At 42.3% G+C, this 14,178-nt stretch carries 11 protein-coding genes; 3 read left to right on the top strand and 8 right to left on the bottom strand.

Annotated features, from left to right (window positions below):
• Positions 1 to 20: 20 nt before the first annotated feature.
• The gene (locus G5B30_RS07990; RefSeq protein WP_165319449.1) at positions 21 to 323 is read right to left on the bottom strand and encodes a hypothetical protein; all 303 of its coding nucleotides are present in this window, start codon (positions 321 to 323) and stop codon (positions 21 to 23) included.
• A gap of 104 nt (positions 324 to 427) precedes the next feature.
• On the opposite strand from G5B30_RS07990, the gene mazG reads away from it, so the two are divergent.
• Positions 428 to 1,240, top strand: a complete 813-nt coding sequence (mazG, locus tag G5B30_RS07985) for a nucleoside triphosphate pyrophosphohydrolase (protein ID WP_165319448.1) — start codon at positions 428 to 430, stop codon at positions 1,238 to 1,240.
• Positions 1,241 to 1,245: 5 nt separating this feature from the next.
• Here the strand turns inward: mazG and ggpS are convergent, their stop codons facing one another.
• Positions 1,246 to 3,495, bottom strand: a complete 2,250-nt coding sequence (gene ggpS, locus G5B30_RS07980; protein ID WP_165319447.1) for a glucosylglycerol-phosphate synthase — start codon at positions 3,493 to 3,495, stop codon at positions 1,246 to 1,248.
• Between the two features lie 3 nt (positions 3,496 to 3,498).
• On the bottom strand, positions 3,499 to 4,485 hold the full coding sequence (locus G5B30_RS07975) for an NAD(P)H-dependent glycerol-3-phosphate dehydrogenase (RefSeq protein WP_165319446.1): 987 nt from the start codon (positions 4,483 to 4,485) through the stop codon (positions 3,499 to 3,501).
• A 249-nt stretch (positions 4,486 to 4,734) separates the two neighbouring features.
• On the opposite strand from G5B30_RS07975, the gene G5B30_RS07970 reads away from it, so the two are divergent.
• Positions 4,735 to 5,556: an alpha/beta fold hydrolase gene (locus G5B30_RS07970; protein WP_165319445.1), complete on the top strand. Its 822-nt coding sequence runs from the start codon at positions 4,735 to 4,737 to the stop codon at positions 5,554 to 5,556.
• On the opposite strand, the gene G5B30_RS07965 is transcribed toward G5B30_RS07970, so the two are convergent.
• The 5 genes from G5B30_RS07965 to serC form a co-directional block, all read right to left on the bottom strand.
• Positions 5,553 to 6,668, bottom strand: coding sequence for an agmatinase family protein (locus G5B30_RS07965; protein WP_206367050.1), 1,116 nt, complete (start codon positions 6,666 to 6,668; stop codon positions 5,553 to 5,555). The genes G5B30_RS07970 and G5B30_RS07965 overlap by 4 nt on opposite strands.
• Positions 6,652 to 7,809 (bottom strand): diaminopimelate decarboxylase, encoded by a 1,158-nt coding sequence (gene lysA, locus G5B30_RS07960; protein ID WP_165319444.1) that lies wholly within the window; start codon positions 7,807 to 7,809, stop codon positions 6,652 to 6,654. Before lysA ends, G5B30_RS07965 begins: the two co-directional genes overlap by 17 nt.
• Positions 7,810 to 7,815: 6 nt before the next feature.
• Positions 7,816 to 9,129 carry an aspartate kinase gene (locus G5B30_RS07955; RefSeq protein ID WP_165319443.1) on the bottom strand — a complete coding sequence of 438 codons (1,314 nt, stop codon included), beginning with the start codon at positions 9,127 to 9,129 and terminating at the stop codon, positions 7,816 to 7,818.
• A gap of 69 nt (positions 9,130 to 9,198) precedes the next feature.
• Positions 9,199 to 10,146 carry a D-2-hydroxyacid dehydrogenase gene (locus tag G5B30_RS07950; protein ID WP_165319442.1) on the bottom strand — a complete coding sequence of 316 codons (948 nt, stop codon included), beginning with the start codon at positions 10,144 to 10,146 and terminating at the stop codon, positions 9,199 to 9,201.
• A gap of 45 nt (positions 10,147 to 10,191) precedes the next feature.
• The gene (gene serC, locus G5B30_RS07945; protein ID WP_165319440.1) at positions 10,192 to 11,259 is read right to left on the bottom strand and encodes a 3-phosphoserine/phosphohydroxythreonine transaminase; all 1,068 of its coding nucleotides are present in this window, start codon (positions 11,257 to 11,259) and stop codon (positions 10,192 to 10,194) included.
• Positions 11,260 to 11,617: 358 nt separating this feature from the next.
• Here serC and gyrA point away from each other — a divergent pair, with 358 nt between their 5' ends.
• The gene (gene gyrA, locus G5B30_RS07940) at positions 11,618 to 14,176 is read left to right on the top strand and encodes a DNA gyrase subunit A (protein ID WP_165319438.1); all 2,559 of its coding nucleotides are present in this window, start codon (positions 11,618 to 11,620) and stop codon (positions 14,174 to 14,176) included.
• Positions 14,177 to 14,178: the final 2 nt, after the last annotated feature.

Below are 14,178 nucleotides of genomic sequence, written 5' to 3'. Positions count from 1 at the left end.
GCTATTTATTATTGTAGATTTTATTGTTGCTTGGCACGGATTTCCAGGTTGACAATAATATCGCGTTTGCGTCCTTCTATCAGCGAAAGATCGCCAGCTACAAATACACCTTTCTTTCCCGAAACCATATTTCGTATACCATATACTGTTGATTCATCACCGGGATCGGACGCTCCTTCGTAACGATAGAGATAATCTATCGTATAATCGTCTGTATAGTCAAATAATTCATCAAACTCCTTATTATAATCTTTGGTGTAACCTCTTTCTCTGAGTTTTTCCAACGCAATACTTGGTGAGTCATAATTAAATATCGTTTCCATATGCTATTCCTTTTTATTAACTAAACAGTTAAAACACAATAGTTGTTTAGCCATAGGCTGCTTTTTGTCAAAAATGCCTTAAATTTGGTTTTTATTTTATCTACATGGCACAACATCACGCACCAGACACTGGACAAACTTCCGCAACGGCTTTTGAACGACTGCTCAGCATCATGAATACGCTTCGTGAGCATTGTCCCTGGGACCGAAAACAAACGATGCAAAGCCTGCGCCACCTGACAATCGAAGAAATGTACGAGTTAGCGGATGCTATTTTGGAGGAAGACGATGAAGAAATTAAAAAGGAATTAGGCGATCTGATGATGCATCTGGTGTTCTATGCACGGATAGCGGAGGAACGGGCTGCTTTCTCCATAAAAGATGTGCTCAATAGTGTGTGTGATAAATTGATAGAAAGACATCCGCATATCTATGGTGATACACAGGTGCGGAATGAAGAGGATGTCAAACAAAATTGGGAAAGTATCAAGTTGAAAGAGGGGCATAAGTCCGTATTATCCGGTGTGCCTTCAGGTCTCCCCTCTCTGGTCAAGGCTTTCCGCATCCAGGATAAAGTCCGTGGTGTAGGATTTGACTGGGAAGATAAAAGTCAGGTCTGGGAAAAAGTAGAAGAAGAGTTGTCAGAGTTTAAAAATGAGTTCGATATACAAGATAAAGAGACTATAAACCCTGACCGAGCAGAGCAGGAGTTTGGAGATCTGCTCTTTTCACTCATCAACTACGCCAGACATCTGGGAATCAACCCTGAAAATGCTTTAGAACGCACCAACAAAAAATTTGTTCGACGCTTTACCTATCTGGAAGGTCGAGCAAAGGAAAATAACCAGAAAATCCAAAATATGTCTCTGGCCGAGATGGACGTCTATTGGAACGAGGCTAAAGCACAAGGATTATAGCGAAGCTATCGGCTTCCTGAGGCCTTTTCCAGTTCGCGAACAAAGTCTTTACCCCAATATTCGATATCATAATGGGAAACCGTATCATATAGGCGTTGCATACGTATCCTTCTTTCATTTTCATCCATAACAACTGCTTTCAATAAGGTTTCTATCATATTTTTTGGATCGTAGGGATTCGTCAATACGGCATAGGGTAATTCGACAGAAGCACCGGCGAATTCAGACAACACCAATACGCCATCCCAATTCTGTAATTTCCCTTTGGTACCCACGAATTCTTTTGCCACTAAATTCAGGCCATCTCTTAAAGGCGTAATCCAGGCGATATCGCATACCCCATAGTGTACGACCACCTCTTCAAAAGGCAATGCACGATAAAAATATTTGATTGGCATCCAATCCATCGTGGCGTATTTACCATTAATCTCTCCGATGGCCTGATGCAGTTCATCTTTGATGCTATCGTAGATTTTCATCCCTTGCGACGGAGGTGTACAGATATTGATCAGTTCGACGCGTTCGCGAAACTCGGGGTACATATCCAAAAAGGCATCGAATGCTTTCACTTTTTCTAACGGCCCTTTTACATAATCTAACCGCTCGATGGAAAGTATCGTTTTTAAGTTCTTTTTCTTATTGATTTCGATATGCTTCGTGATCTTATCGGTCACCTTCTTTTTGTCCAAGCTCCTTTTAATACTCGGCATATTTACCCCCACGGGCTGTGCACCTAAATAAATCTGACGACCTTCGACTTCGATGATTTTTGTCATTTTATCGACGCCTAACGCACAGCTATACGTTAGAAACTGTTTGGCCGCATTGATTGTTTTTACGACTTTAAATGGCACATGGCTACGCAGAACATCGACAAAGTTCTCCACATAGCGCGGAATATGAAAACTGATAAAATCACACTGCAATAAGGAACCGATGATTTCCCGGCGCCATGGAATGATATTGAAAATATCGGCAGCAGGGAAAGCAGTATGATGGAAGAAACCTATTTTTAAATCGGGCCGCAACGGTTTTAAATAGGCTGGAACCATCCAAAGATTGTACTCATGAATCCACACCAAAGCTCCTTCATCGGCCTCTTTTGCTATACGTTCGGCAAAAAGCTTGTTGATTTTAAGATAATGATTCCAATCGTCATGATTGAATTTTGCCTTGTCTACAAATGAAAAGATCGTAGGCCAGAATGCTTCCTTAGAAAAAACACGATAGAATTGATCGATGTCTTTTTTAGAGAGTGAAATCGTCGAACTAATAAGATGCGGGTATTTATCTTCATTAATTAAGGCGTTAGGTACTTCCTTCTTATCTTTCCCCATAACATCCTCGCCTATCCACACACCGGATCGCCCTTTTTCAAATAAACCTAACAGCGAAGGAATGATGCCGTTCGGGCTTTTTGGTGCTGTACGTATCTCTTTGCCGTTTACGATACTTTTCTCATAAGGTAACCTATGGTAGACAATCACGAGCTGATTGCTGTTTTTTGTATGACGTTTCACCTGCTGGGGTTTCTGGCCTTTAAGATACTTTCGAAAGTTATCAAAATGATACATGGCCTCCAGGATACCGCCCGCTCCTGCCGAAGAAGCACAATAAATATGCTCGATATCCCCGACTTTAGCAAGCAGTGTTTCCTCCGACTTTCCTACAGCCACTCCTTTTAATCCAATCTGAAACATAGCCAGATCGTTTAACGTATCGCCGGCTACTAAAACATCTTGTTCGGGCACATTAAGATAATCCACCAGTTTACGTAACGTGCTCCCTTTATTCACGCCTTTGGGCAAGAAATCTAAATATTTGTCAACAGACGTGATAATATCCAGATCATGTGTCTTGGCAATAGCATGTATTTGTTCAAGATCCGTGTCCCGGGAATAAAAATAGGAACTTCGCCGTTGTTGCGGGACTTCCTGAAAGCTGATGCCATCAATTTTTAGGACATCTTCCTGAATAGCATACACTTTGGGCCAACGGGCTTCAATATCAGCCTGTATACCTTCTACTTCTTCTAATGTGTGCCCGTTTACGACAGTGGCTCCTACGTCTGCAATGATGTAATCGGGCGTAGGAATTAAAGGATCACTCAATAATGGAATTACGGACTCCAGACCTCTTCCGGTCACAAATACCAGCTGTATATCTTTCGTATGTTTTATTATTCTATATAAACGAAGGCGGTCTTCTGTTTTTCCGCCCAAAAAAGTTCCATCTAAATCTGTTGCTAAAATCATCTTCTATTTTATGTTTGTCTCTAATATTTTAAATTCTGTCTGCGCCGACATATGTTTGTAAAGAATACGGTATATAGTCGTAAGGATGGGCATTTTACATCCAAGGTGCTTAGCGGTCTCATACAACCCTTTTGTGGCCCAGTAACCTTCAGCAACCATATCCATTGTTCTTTTCACTTTCTCCACGCCCATCCCTCTTCCGATCAACTCACCAAAATTCCGATTACGGCTATACGTGGAATAGGCCGTTACGAGGAGATCACCTATATAGGAGGAGTTTGCAATATCCACATCGGTATGCATCGATAGGAGCAACTTCCGGAGCTCCTCAATGGCATTCGCCACCAATACTGCCTTAAAGTTATCGCCATAATGTAAGCCATCCGAGATACCGCATGCAATGCCGATAACATTTTTATAAATTGCCGCATATTCAATACCCAACAGGTCATCTTTGAGCGAAATATCGATATAAGAGGCATTAAAATAATCGACTAAAGAGTTCCGGAGAGCCTCATTCTTGGAACAAATCGTCAGGTAGGTTTTCTTATTACGAGCAATCTCTTCCGCATGGCATGGTCCCGCAAGTATAGCCTGATCCTGAGAATTGATCTGTAATCGCTCGCTCAGATACACCGAAGGCAGTACATTATCCACGCCAACTGTTCCTTTGATCGAACTCATGACTTTTTTATTTTCAAACCATACTGGATCGAGCTGATCGACGGTTGACTCCAAGTAGGCACTCGGAACAACGAACAGGATTTTGGTAGATTTCTCGATGACATGTTGTATATCTGTACTGGGATATACGAATGATTTATCCAATTGGACGTGATTGAGATAATCTGGATTTCTACCTTCCTGGGCAATACACGCAACTTGATCAGGTCGTCTTAGAAACCAGTTCACCTGAACACCATTTTCTGTAAGGATTTTGACCAACGCCGTGGCCCAGCTACCGCCCCCTATAACACTTATCTCTTTCAATTTCTACGGGTTTTTTCGGATTCACGAATAACATTGTACCGATACAATGTCGTATTAGGTGGACAAAGGTATAAAAAAATAGCGTATTTTCAAACCATTAGTTTATTACACCCAAAATAGCTAACTATTCGTTACTTTTTTTGATTTAAAATAAACGGAGATATAAACAGTAGATTTGGATAAAATAAAGTCTGCACAACAAATTAATTTGTATATTGTTGAGTATATAGGTAAACACCAAATAAATACATGAAGAGAACAATCAAAACGCACAAAATACGTATTGGAGATATTAGCATTTCGTATTATCTGAAAGAGGCAACAGCACAAAGCAATAAAACCATAGTCTTTATTCACGGGTTCCCGTTTAACAAAAACAGCTGGCGCCCTCAGCTCGAAAGTTTAGCAGATGACGTAACCGGTATTGCTATAGACGTGCGTGGACACGGGTTGAGCACGATGGGACATGGCTTTTTTAGCATTGACGTATTTGCCAAGGATCTGAAAGTTTTCATAGAAAAACTGAAATTGGATCCTATTATCTTATGTGGTGTATCCATGGGAGGGTATATAGCACTGCGTGCGTATGAGCTGTTTCCAGAAAAAATAATCGGGTTAATTCTAAGCGATACACATCATCTGGCAGATAATAATGAAGGTAAACAGAAACGGTTTGATAGCATACAGGCCTTGCTGGAACACGGCAAGAGACCTTTTGCCATTGGGTTTGTCAGCAATCTGTTTGCAAAAAAAACAATCGAAAATCTGCCGGAAACTGTTGAACTGATAAAAAGTAGTATCCGGAGAAATAATATCCGTAGCATTTGTGCGACCTTATTAGCCTTGGCATCGCGTACGGGTACAAGTGCGGTACTCTCCAAAATAAATATACCGACCTTGATCATCCGAGGCAGCGAAGACAAGATTACACCGCGTCCACATATGGAAGAGCTCCATCAAGCCATTGCTCATTCGCAATATGTCGAACTTGAAGGCTGTGGGCATCTACCCAACCTCGAGGATGTCGCAGGCTTTAATAAACTGATGAATGATTTTCTTACGGAAATTTAAAAAACAATACGATTGCCGACGGTTAAGCCATTGTTTTTCGCCATCACCCCGCACAAATGAAACAACAGCCTTGCTCCTACGTTTCCGTCCCATTCGTCGTCACCAGGAGCTACTTCGACTAAATCAATACCGATAATTGTTTTCGTCGATTCGGTAAGTCGGTTGAGTAGATAAATCGCCTGTTCATAAGACAGCCCTCCGGGAACAGGTGTTCCGGTATTGGGGCAATACCATTGCTGGAGAACATCGATATCGAAACTAACGGCAACATGCTCGGGCAACGAATCGATAATCTCGTCTGCCTGTTCCTGCCATGTTTTTCCTTCAAAAAGGCGTCTTTTTAAATCGGCATCAGTAAATACGGTCACTTTATCGGAGGAAAGAGCGACCTCTACTTCTTCTGCACAAAAATCCCGAATACCCACCTGTGTGAGCTTGCTTACCTGTGGAAGTTGCAATGCATTATACATAATGGAAGCATGGGAATAGGTAAATCCTTCGTAGGCTTTACGAAGATCCATGTGTGCATCGAAATGTAGGATACCAAAATCTGGATATTTTGTTCCGAGCGCATCGTAATAGCCTAATGGTGTGGAATGATCTCCTCCTAATAGGATGACAAGTTTGTTCTTCGCCTGCCAAGACAACACACGTTCTTTTAGTTCAGCTCGAAGCTGAGCCGAAGCAGCGTTGATACTTGACAAACTTTCCTTTAATTCGGAATCTTGATCGATATCTTCGCCATTTTCCAGGGCTTCGATTATAGGCTGTGCCTTCGTTTTATAAAAGTCGCTAGTCGCTTTCCAATGTGCTGGTCCTTCGTCGAGATAAATGCCGACTTTCCATAAGTCAGGGAAATCCTGATGTGACAAATCGACCTGATAAGATGCATCAAGGATAGCCTTTGGACCTTCAGAAGCGCCGGCACCGTAGCTTACCGTGACTTCCCAAGGTACGGCGATAATGACAATGTCACTTTCTTCTGCTGTAAAAGGTAGCCCATAGATGCTTGCATCCGCCAATCCTGGCTGGGATGGGTCAAAGTTTTTGATTTTTTCTGCTTTTGTCGACGTCGTCTGCATAACGATTTCCGGTTTATTGTGCGTACACATAACGTACTTCTTCCCGTAAATTATAACGGGAAGCCATTACTTCTCCATAAGCGCCAGCCGTACGGATCGCAATCATATCACCTCTTTTGCTTATCGGTAATTCTACTTCTTTACCAAAACAGTCTGAACTTTCACAAATCGGCCCTACCACATCATAGTTCAACATCGTACCCTTTTGGTATTCACCTATGCGCTCAATCTTATGATAAGCTTGATATAATGCCGGCCGCATCAATTCGGTCATACCGGCATCGACTATCAAGAAGTGTTTTTTTATACCGCTTTTTGTATAAAGTACTTTACTGACAAGACTGCCACATTGCGCTACCAAAGCTCTCCCCAGTTCAAAATGGACTTCCTGCTGTGCGTTTCTTTCTAAAAACCTGTCAAAAACATCAAAATAAGCCTCAAAATCTGGAATGGGATTTTCATCGGGAGCTTTATAATCGACACCTAGCCCGCCACCGACGTTGATCACTTTAATGTACGTCCCACGGTCTTCAAACCAAGTCTTCCACTCATTTACTTTAACACACAGGCTCTTAAAAACGTTCATATCTAAAATCTGTGATCCGACATGAAAATGTAAACCCACCAAGTTTAGATTAGCACAAGCACGTAATACAGATGCCGCCTTCTCTAACTCAGAATTGGGTACACCGAATTTATTTTCGTCCAATCCCGTTGTAATATAATGATGGGTATTCGCATCGATATTGGGATTAATCCGTAAAGATACCTGAGCGGTTACACCGGCTTGTCCTGCAAGCGTATTGATAACTTCAAGCTCCTGTATAGATTCCACATTGAATGCAAAAATACCATGATGCAATGCCGTATTGATTTCCTTATCCGACTTCCCCACTCCCGCAAAGGTAATCTGATCTGCACCGAAACCCATATCAATGGCTTTTTGCACTTCATTTCCACTTACACAATCAGCACCGAAGCCTTTGGATTGGATAACTTCCAGAATACGGTCATTATAATTCGCTTTCAAGGCATAATGAACGTGAAAGTTTCGCTTATCTGCCGCGCGCTTAGCTGCATCAAGCGTCCGTCCAAGCAAGTCCAGGTCGTAATAATAAAAAGGGGTTTCTAATGCAGAAAACTGGTCTAATATCGTCTTATTTCTGAACATTATTCGTTAAAATAATCGCGTATGCAATGATCGTAAAGCCTCGGTTTTATGCGTAGAATCCAACAATATAGACACATTATAATCTGATCCCCCATAAGATATCATACGGACAGGCAGATGTTTTACAGCGTCTAGTACCCGCGCAGCATATCCATGTGTATTCGCACGGAAATCACCAACGACACATATGATCGTCTGTCCTTCATCTACACCCACTTTTCCAAATAACTCAACCTCTTTTATGATTTCGAGCAGGTTGTTCGTATCGTCAATCGTCAAGGACACAGCGACTTCAGAAGTTGTAATCATATCGATTGGCGTTTTATAACGCTCGAATATTTCAAACACTTTCCGCAGGAAACCATAAGCCAGCAACATCCGTGTCGAATGAATGTGGATGGCGGTAATCCCATCTTTGGCAGCGATGGCACGTATTGTTCCTTTCTCTCCTCCGTTTTTCGATATCAACGTCCCATGAGCCTGAGGATCCATAGTGTTCAACAGACGAACAGGGACATTATATTTTTGAGCCGGAAATACACTTTGCGGATGCAATATCTTTGCCCCAAAGTAAGCGAGCTCCGCGGCTTCGTCAAAGCTCAGATTAGCGATCGGTTTGGTGCCGCTTACTATTCTTGGATCATTATTATGCATCCCATCGATGTCCGTCCATATCTGCACTTCCTCCGCGCCTAAAGCAGCGCCGATCAATGATGCCGTATAATCGGATCCGCCCCTTCTTAAGTTATCGATCTCGCCGAAAGAATTGCGGCAAATATATCCCTGCGTGATAAACAACATATTATCCGGATGTTCCGAGATCAATGGTGTAAGTTTCTCCGTGATATAGCTAACAACAGGCTCATTGTCTTCGTCTATTTTCATGAAATCCAAGGCAGGTAACAGCACGGATGGCACACCAATCTCCTGCAGGTGAAAATGCCATAATGTAGTGGAGAGAAGCTCGCCCTGTGCCAGGATAACCTTCTCCTCTGTCGGCGTAAAAAGATCATTACCCAATGCTTCAATAAGATTGAAGTGATAGTCGATAAGCTCCTTACCCTTCTTCAGCCCTTCTTCGGTGGTGAAAAGCGCTGCAATCAGCCCCTCATATTTATCTTTGTGGCTTTTTATCAACTTCTTCGCTTCGTCACGCCTGCTGTCCAAAAATGCCTGTCCGATCTCGACCAACGCATTTGTTGTGCCCGAAACAGCAGATAGTACTACAATTTGACGTTCAGAAGGGTCTACAATCTGCAATAACCCTTTGATACGTTCCGCACTTCCCACAGAAGTTCCACCGAATTTTAGAATTTTCATATCTAAACTTAATTATTTTTAGCTGTCGAATATAGTTAATGCTACGTAAAGTAAAAAGGGGCAGAAAAATTATTTCTTCAAGTTTTCAATTAATAAAGAAGCAAGCTCCTCTCCTATACGCTCCTGTGCTTCATTTGTCGCTGCTCCGATATGCGGCGTAAGTGAAACCTTCGGATGAGACAGCAACGATTTTCTTGGCGTTGGCTCATTCTCAAAGACATCAATACCTGCAAAAGATACTTTGCCGGCATCCAATGCTTTTAATAATCCCTCTTCATCAATCACACCGCCCCGAGAGGCATTGACAAGCGCTACGCCATCTTTCAAAAGAGCAAACTCTTCTTCACCAATGAAAGGTTTATCCAAAAACGGCACATGCAAAGAAATAAAGTCGGACGTACGCAATAATTCGTCTTTCTCAACCTGTTTTACCGGAACGTCCACCTTTAAGCCTCCGGATAAATCCAGCGACAAAGACTTAGGGCCTTCGAACAAATCATAATAAACAACATCCATACCTAAACCTAACGCAATCTTTGCCGTCTCACGGCCTATACGGCCAAAACCGACGACACCAATTGTCTTTCCTTTCAATTCTACTCCGGCGCCGTAAGCCTTTTTTAAAGCACCAAACTTCGTATCACCTTCGATAGGCATTTTGCGGTTTGAATCATACAGAAAACGAACACCATTTAGCAAGTGCGCAAATACCAACTCTCCGACAGAGTGAGACGATGCCGCTGGCGTATTTACGACAGCGATTCCTTTAGACCGAGCATAATCCACGTCGATATTATCCATTCCCACACCACCGCGGCCTATTACTTTTATATTTGGGCATGCATCAATCAACGGCTGTCTTACCTTTGTCGCACTTCTAACCGTAATTGCATCGTATGCATTTAATCGAGTTATCAACTCTTCTTGTGGAATATGATTGGTATCTACCTCAAAACCAGCTTCCTCTAATATTCTTTTTCCAACGGGATCAATACCGTCATTTGCTAATATTCTCATTTTATAAATTAAAATCTCAAAATTAAAGTCGTTGCTTCCTAAATACTACTTATGTTTTTCTTCGAATTCCCGCATGGTATCAACTAACGCGTTGATCGAAGTCAGCGTTAATGCATTATAAATAGAAGCTCTAAAACCACCGACCGAACGGTGTCCTTTGATACCAATCAGGTTTCTTTCTGCTGCCAACGCGGAAAATTCTGCTTCAAGTTCCGGATTTTCCATAACGAAAGTTACATTCATTCTGGATCGGTCTTCTACAGCTGCAGTACCTTTGAAAAAAGGATTGCGGTCAATCTCATCGTACAACGTCCGGGCTTTGATAATATTCTCTTGTTCGATAACCGACACCCCGCCTTTTGCTTTCAACCATTTTAAATTCAACATGGATACGTATATAGAGAACACTGGAGGTGTGTTGTACATCGACCCAGCCTTGATATGTGGCTCATATTCCAACATCGTTGGAATTATACGACCTGATTTTCCTAAGATTTCATCTTTTACAATAACCAAAGTCACCCCAGCAGGGCCCATATTTTTCTGTGCTCCCGCATAGATCAAATCAAATTCACTTACATCAATCACACGGCTTAATATATCAGAGGACATATCCACTACGGTAGAAACAGTTGTTTGGGGTTTCTCAAAAACTTCCGTTCCGTAAATCGTATTATTGGATGTGTAGTGGAAATATGAAACATCTGTCGGTACGGTGATATTCTTCGGAATATAACTATAGTTTTTGTCCGAGGATGAGGCTACGATCTCTACTTGCCCGAGCTTCTTCGCTTCCTTAGCCGCTTTGGTCGCCCATACGCCGGTATCCAAATAAGCAGCTTTCCCTCCTTCTGGCAGAAGGTTCAACGGAACCATCGCAAATTGTTGACTTGCACCACCTTGCAAAAACAATATGGAGTAATTCTGGGGTACGTTCAACAGTTCCCGCACCAACCGTTCTGCTTCAACAGCTACCTCTGCAAATTCTTTGGAACGGTGTGAAATTTCTAGTATCGACAATCCGGTATTGTTGAAATTTAACACAGCCTGAGATGCTTCCTGAAATACTTCTTGTGGTAAAATACATGGCCCTGCACCAAAATTGTGTTTCATAATATATTTGTGTTTAATAAGTGAAATTATTTTTATGGGACAAAGGTAGGAATATTTTCTTATCTATTTATCAATCAACGCCCCCTTAAATTTAAAAATAATGTAATATTGACAGCGTAAACGTAGAAAAATGATTATACTTCACTTTAAATATTGAAAATACCTAAACGACACAAAATTAGGGTCTACTATTTTTCAAAGCGGAATAAAACAAAGTAAAATAAGATGGATTTCAGATGTTAAAAACGCTTAAATTGTGCACATCTTTATATACGGAAAGCGAGATAAAAGTCGTATCTTCGCATCCAAAGTGTCATTCCACGGCATTTTATTTAGTTTTACAGAAACCAGATAAATAATGGCTGAAGAAACAGAAAACGAAAACAGTTTATTGCCTGCTAACGACAGGATTGTAAAAATCAACATTGAAGACCAGATGAAATCTGCTTACATCGATTATTCGATGTCGGTGATTGTTTCCCGCGCCCTTCCTGATGCACGTGACGGCCTGAAGCCTGTACACAGACGTGTATTATTTGGTATGGAAGAACTCGGCGTGACATCTGGCAAACCTTACAAGAAATCTGCTCGTATCGTCGGAGATGTATTGGGTAAATATCACCCTCATGGCGATTCGTCTGTATATGATACCATGGTGCGTATGGCACAGGAGTGGTCCCTACGCTACCCTTTGGTCGACGGACAGGGTAACTACGGTTCTTTAGATGGTGATCCACCGGCAGCCATGCGGTACACGGAAGCTCGACTGCGTAAGATCGCGGAAGAGATGCTCTCCGATATCAAAAAAGATACCGTCGATTTCCAACTTAACTTTGATGACTCGATGGAAGAACCAACCGTTCTTCCCACACGTATCCCCAACCTTCTTGTAAACGGTGCTTCCGGTATTGCCGTAGGTATGGCAACCAATATGGCACCTCACAACCTCACCGAGGTCATCGACGGTACCGTAGCTTATATTGACAACCGGGATATTGAAGTTTCCGAACTGATGCAGTTCGTTAAAGGCCCTGATTTTCCAACAGGTGGCATCATATATGGTCACAATGGTGTCCGTGAAGCTTTCGAAACAGGCCGTGGTAGAGTCGTCATGCGTGCGAAAGCGGAAATAGAAGCAACCAAGTCGGGACGCGAGATCATTGTTGTCACAGAGATACCTTATCTCGTCAACAAGGCCGATATGATCAAACGTACTGTAGATCTGATCAACGAAAAGAAAATAGAAGGTATTTCTGAAATTCGTGACGAATCAGCAAGAGATATACGTATTGTCTATGAAGTGAAAAGGGATGCGAACGCCAACGTTGTCCTAAATAATCTTTACAAATACACATCCTTACAGTCCTCTTTTTCAGTCAACAACATTGCACTGGTCAAAGGCCGCCCTATGTTGATGAATCTTAAGGATATGATCCATGAATTTGTGGAGCATAGACACGAGGTAGTTATACGGCGTACCAAGTATGAGTTAGCGGAGGCCGAAAAACGAGCTCATATCTTAGAGGGGTACCTTATCGCATTAGATCATCTGGATGAAGTGATCAAGTTAATCCGTAACTCGGATACGCCTGAAGATGCCCGTGTGGGATTGATGGAACGCTTCGGTCTCTCTGATCTACAAGCTCGTGCTATCCTCGACATGACCTTACGTAGGTTGACAGGACTGGAACGGGATAAGATCAAAGAAGAGTATGCCGAGTTGATGAAAACCATTGAATACTTGAAGCTGGTTCTTTCGGACGAAAGTTTACGGATGCAGATCATTAAAGAAGAGCTGATTGAGGTGAAAGAGAAATATGGGGACGAACGTCGCTCGCTCATTGTTCATTCTGCTGAAGATATGACGATGGAAGATTTTATTGACGATGAGGAGATCGTCATCACCATCTCACATAATAGTTATGTTAAACGTACTCCCCTATCGGAATATCGTCGCCAAGGGCGCGGTGGGAAGGGGGCAATCGGTACAAACACACGTGATGAGGATTTTACCGAGCATATCATTACTGCAACCGCCCATAATTACATGTTGTTGTTTACGGAAGCAGGTCGCTGTTTCTGGCTACGGGCATTCGAAATTCCGGAAGGCAGCCGCACATCACGAGGACGTGCCCTGCAGAATATCATTAACATACCGAAAGATGATAAAATTAAAGCTTATATACTCGTGAAGAACCTGAAGGATCAGGAGTATTTGGAGAATAATTTTATTATCATGTGTACCAAGCAAGGTACAATCAAGAAAACCTCGCTTGAAGCGTATTCAAGACCACGGGCCAACGGTATTAATGCTATTAACATCAACGAAGGTGACCAATTACTCGAAGCATGTTTGACCAGCGGCAAAAGCGAAATTGTCATGGCATTGCGCTCGGGCAGAGCCATACGTTTCAATGAAAGCACCGTGCGCCCTATGGGACGTACAGCAACAGGAGTACGAGGTGTAACATTAGCAGGACCGGAAGATGAAGTTGTTGGCATGATTAGTGTGGATAGTTCGGAGATTTCTGTTCTTGTGGTTTCAGAGAAAGGTTATGGTAAACGTACCGACATTGATGATTATCGCATTACAAACCGAGGTGGTAAAGGTGTAAAGACGATCAACGTAACAGAGAAAACAGGAAATCTTGTTGCTATCAAAGGTGTAACAGACCAAGATGACCTGATGATAATCAATAAATCAGGTATTGTGATCCGTATCGGTGTAGACTCCCTACGGGTGATGGGACGAGCAACCCAAGGTGTACGGCTAATTACGTTGAAAGAACATGACGAAATAGCGTCGATCACAAAGGTGGTGCGTGAGGAAGATGAAAACCTCGATGAAGAAAACGTCGAGGGGCAACAGACAGACAATACGGATTTGACAGATGATGTAAACACTGAAGAACAATAAAT

Source organism: Sphingobacterium sp. SGG-5 (genome assembly GCF_011043525.1).
In the GTDB taxonomy this organism is placed as follows: domain Bacteria; phylum Bacteroidota; class Bacteroidia; order Sphingobacteriales; family Sphingobacteriaceae; genus Sphingobacterium.
This window is presented reverse-complemented; position numbering and strand designations above follow the sequence as displayed.

Coding starts and splice junctions, on each gene's coding strand:
- mazG (WP_165319448.1), top strand. CDS start 428: ATGGCACAACATCACGCACCAGACACTGGACAAACTTCCGCAACGGCT.
- G5B30_RS07950 (WP_165319442.1), bottom strand. CDS start 10,146: ATGAGAATATTAGCAAATGACGGTATTGATCCCGTTGGAAAAAGAATA.
- G5B30_RS07965 (WP_206367050.1), bottom strand. CDS start 6,668: ATGTGTACGCACAATAAACCGGAAATCGTTATGCAGACGACGTCGACA.
- lysA (WP_165319444.1), bottom strand. CDS start 7,809: ATGTTCAGAAATAAGACGATATTAGACCAGTTTTCTGCATTAGAAACC.
- ggpS (WP_165319447.1), bottom strand. CDS start 3,495: ATGATTTTAGCAACAGATTTAGATGGAACTTTTTTGGGCGGAAAAACA.
- gyrA (WP_165319438.1), top strand. CDS start 11,618: ATGGCTGAAGAAACAGAAAACGAAAACAGTTTATTGCCTGCTAACGAC.
- serC (WP_165319440.1), bottom strand. CDS start 11,259: ATGAAACACAATTTTGGTGCAGGGCCATGTATTTTACCACAAGAAGTA.
- G5B30_RS07970 (WP_165319445.1), top strand. CDS start 4,735: ATGAAGAGAACAATCAAAACGCACAAAATACGTATTGGAGATATTAGC.
- G5B30_RS07955 (WP_165319443.1), bottom strand. CDS start 9,129: ATGAAAATTCTAAAATTCGGTGGAACTTCTGTGGGAAGTGCGGAACGT.
- G5B30_RS07990 (WP_165319449.1), bottom strand. CDS start 323: ATGGAAACGATATTTAATTATGACTCACCAAGTATTGCGTTGGAAAAA.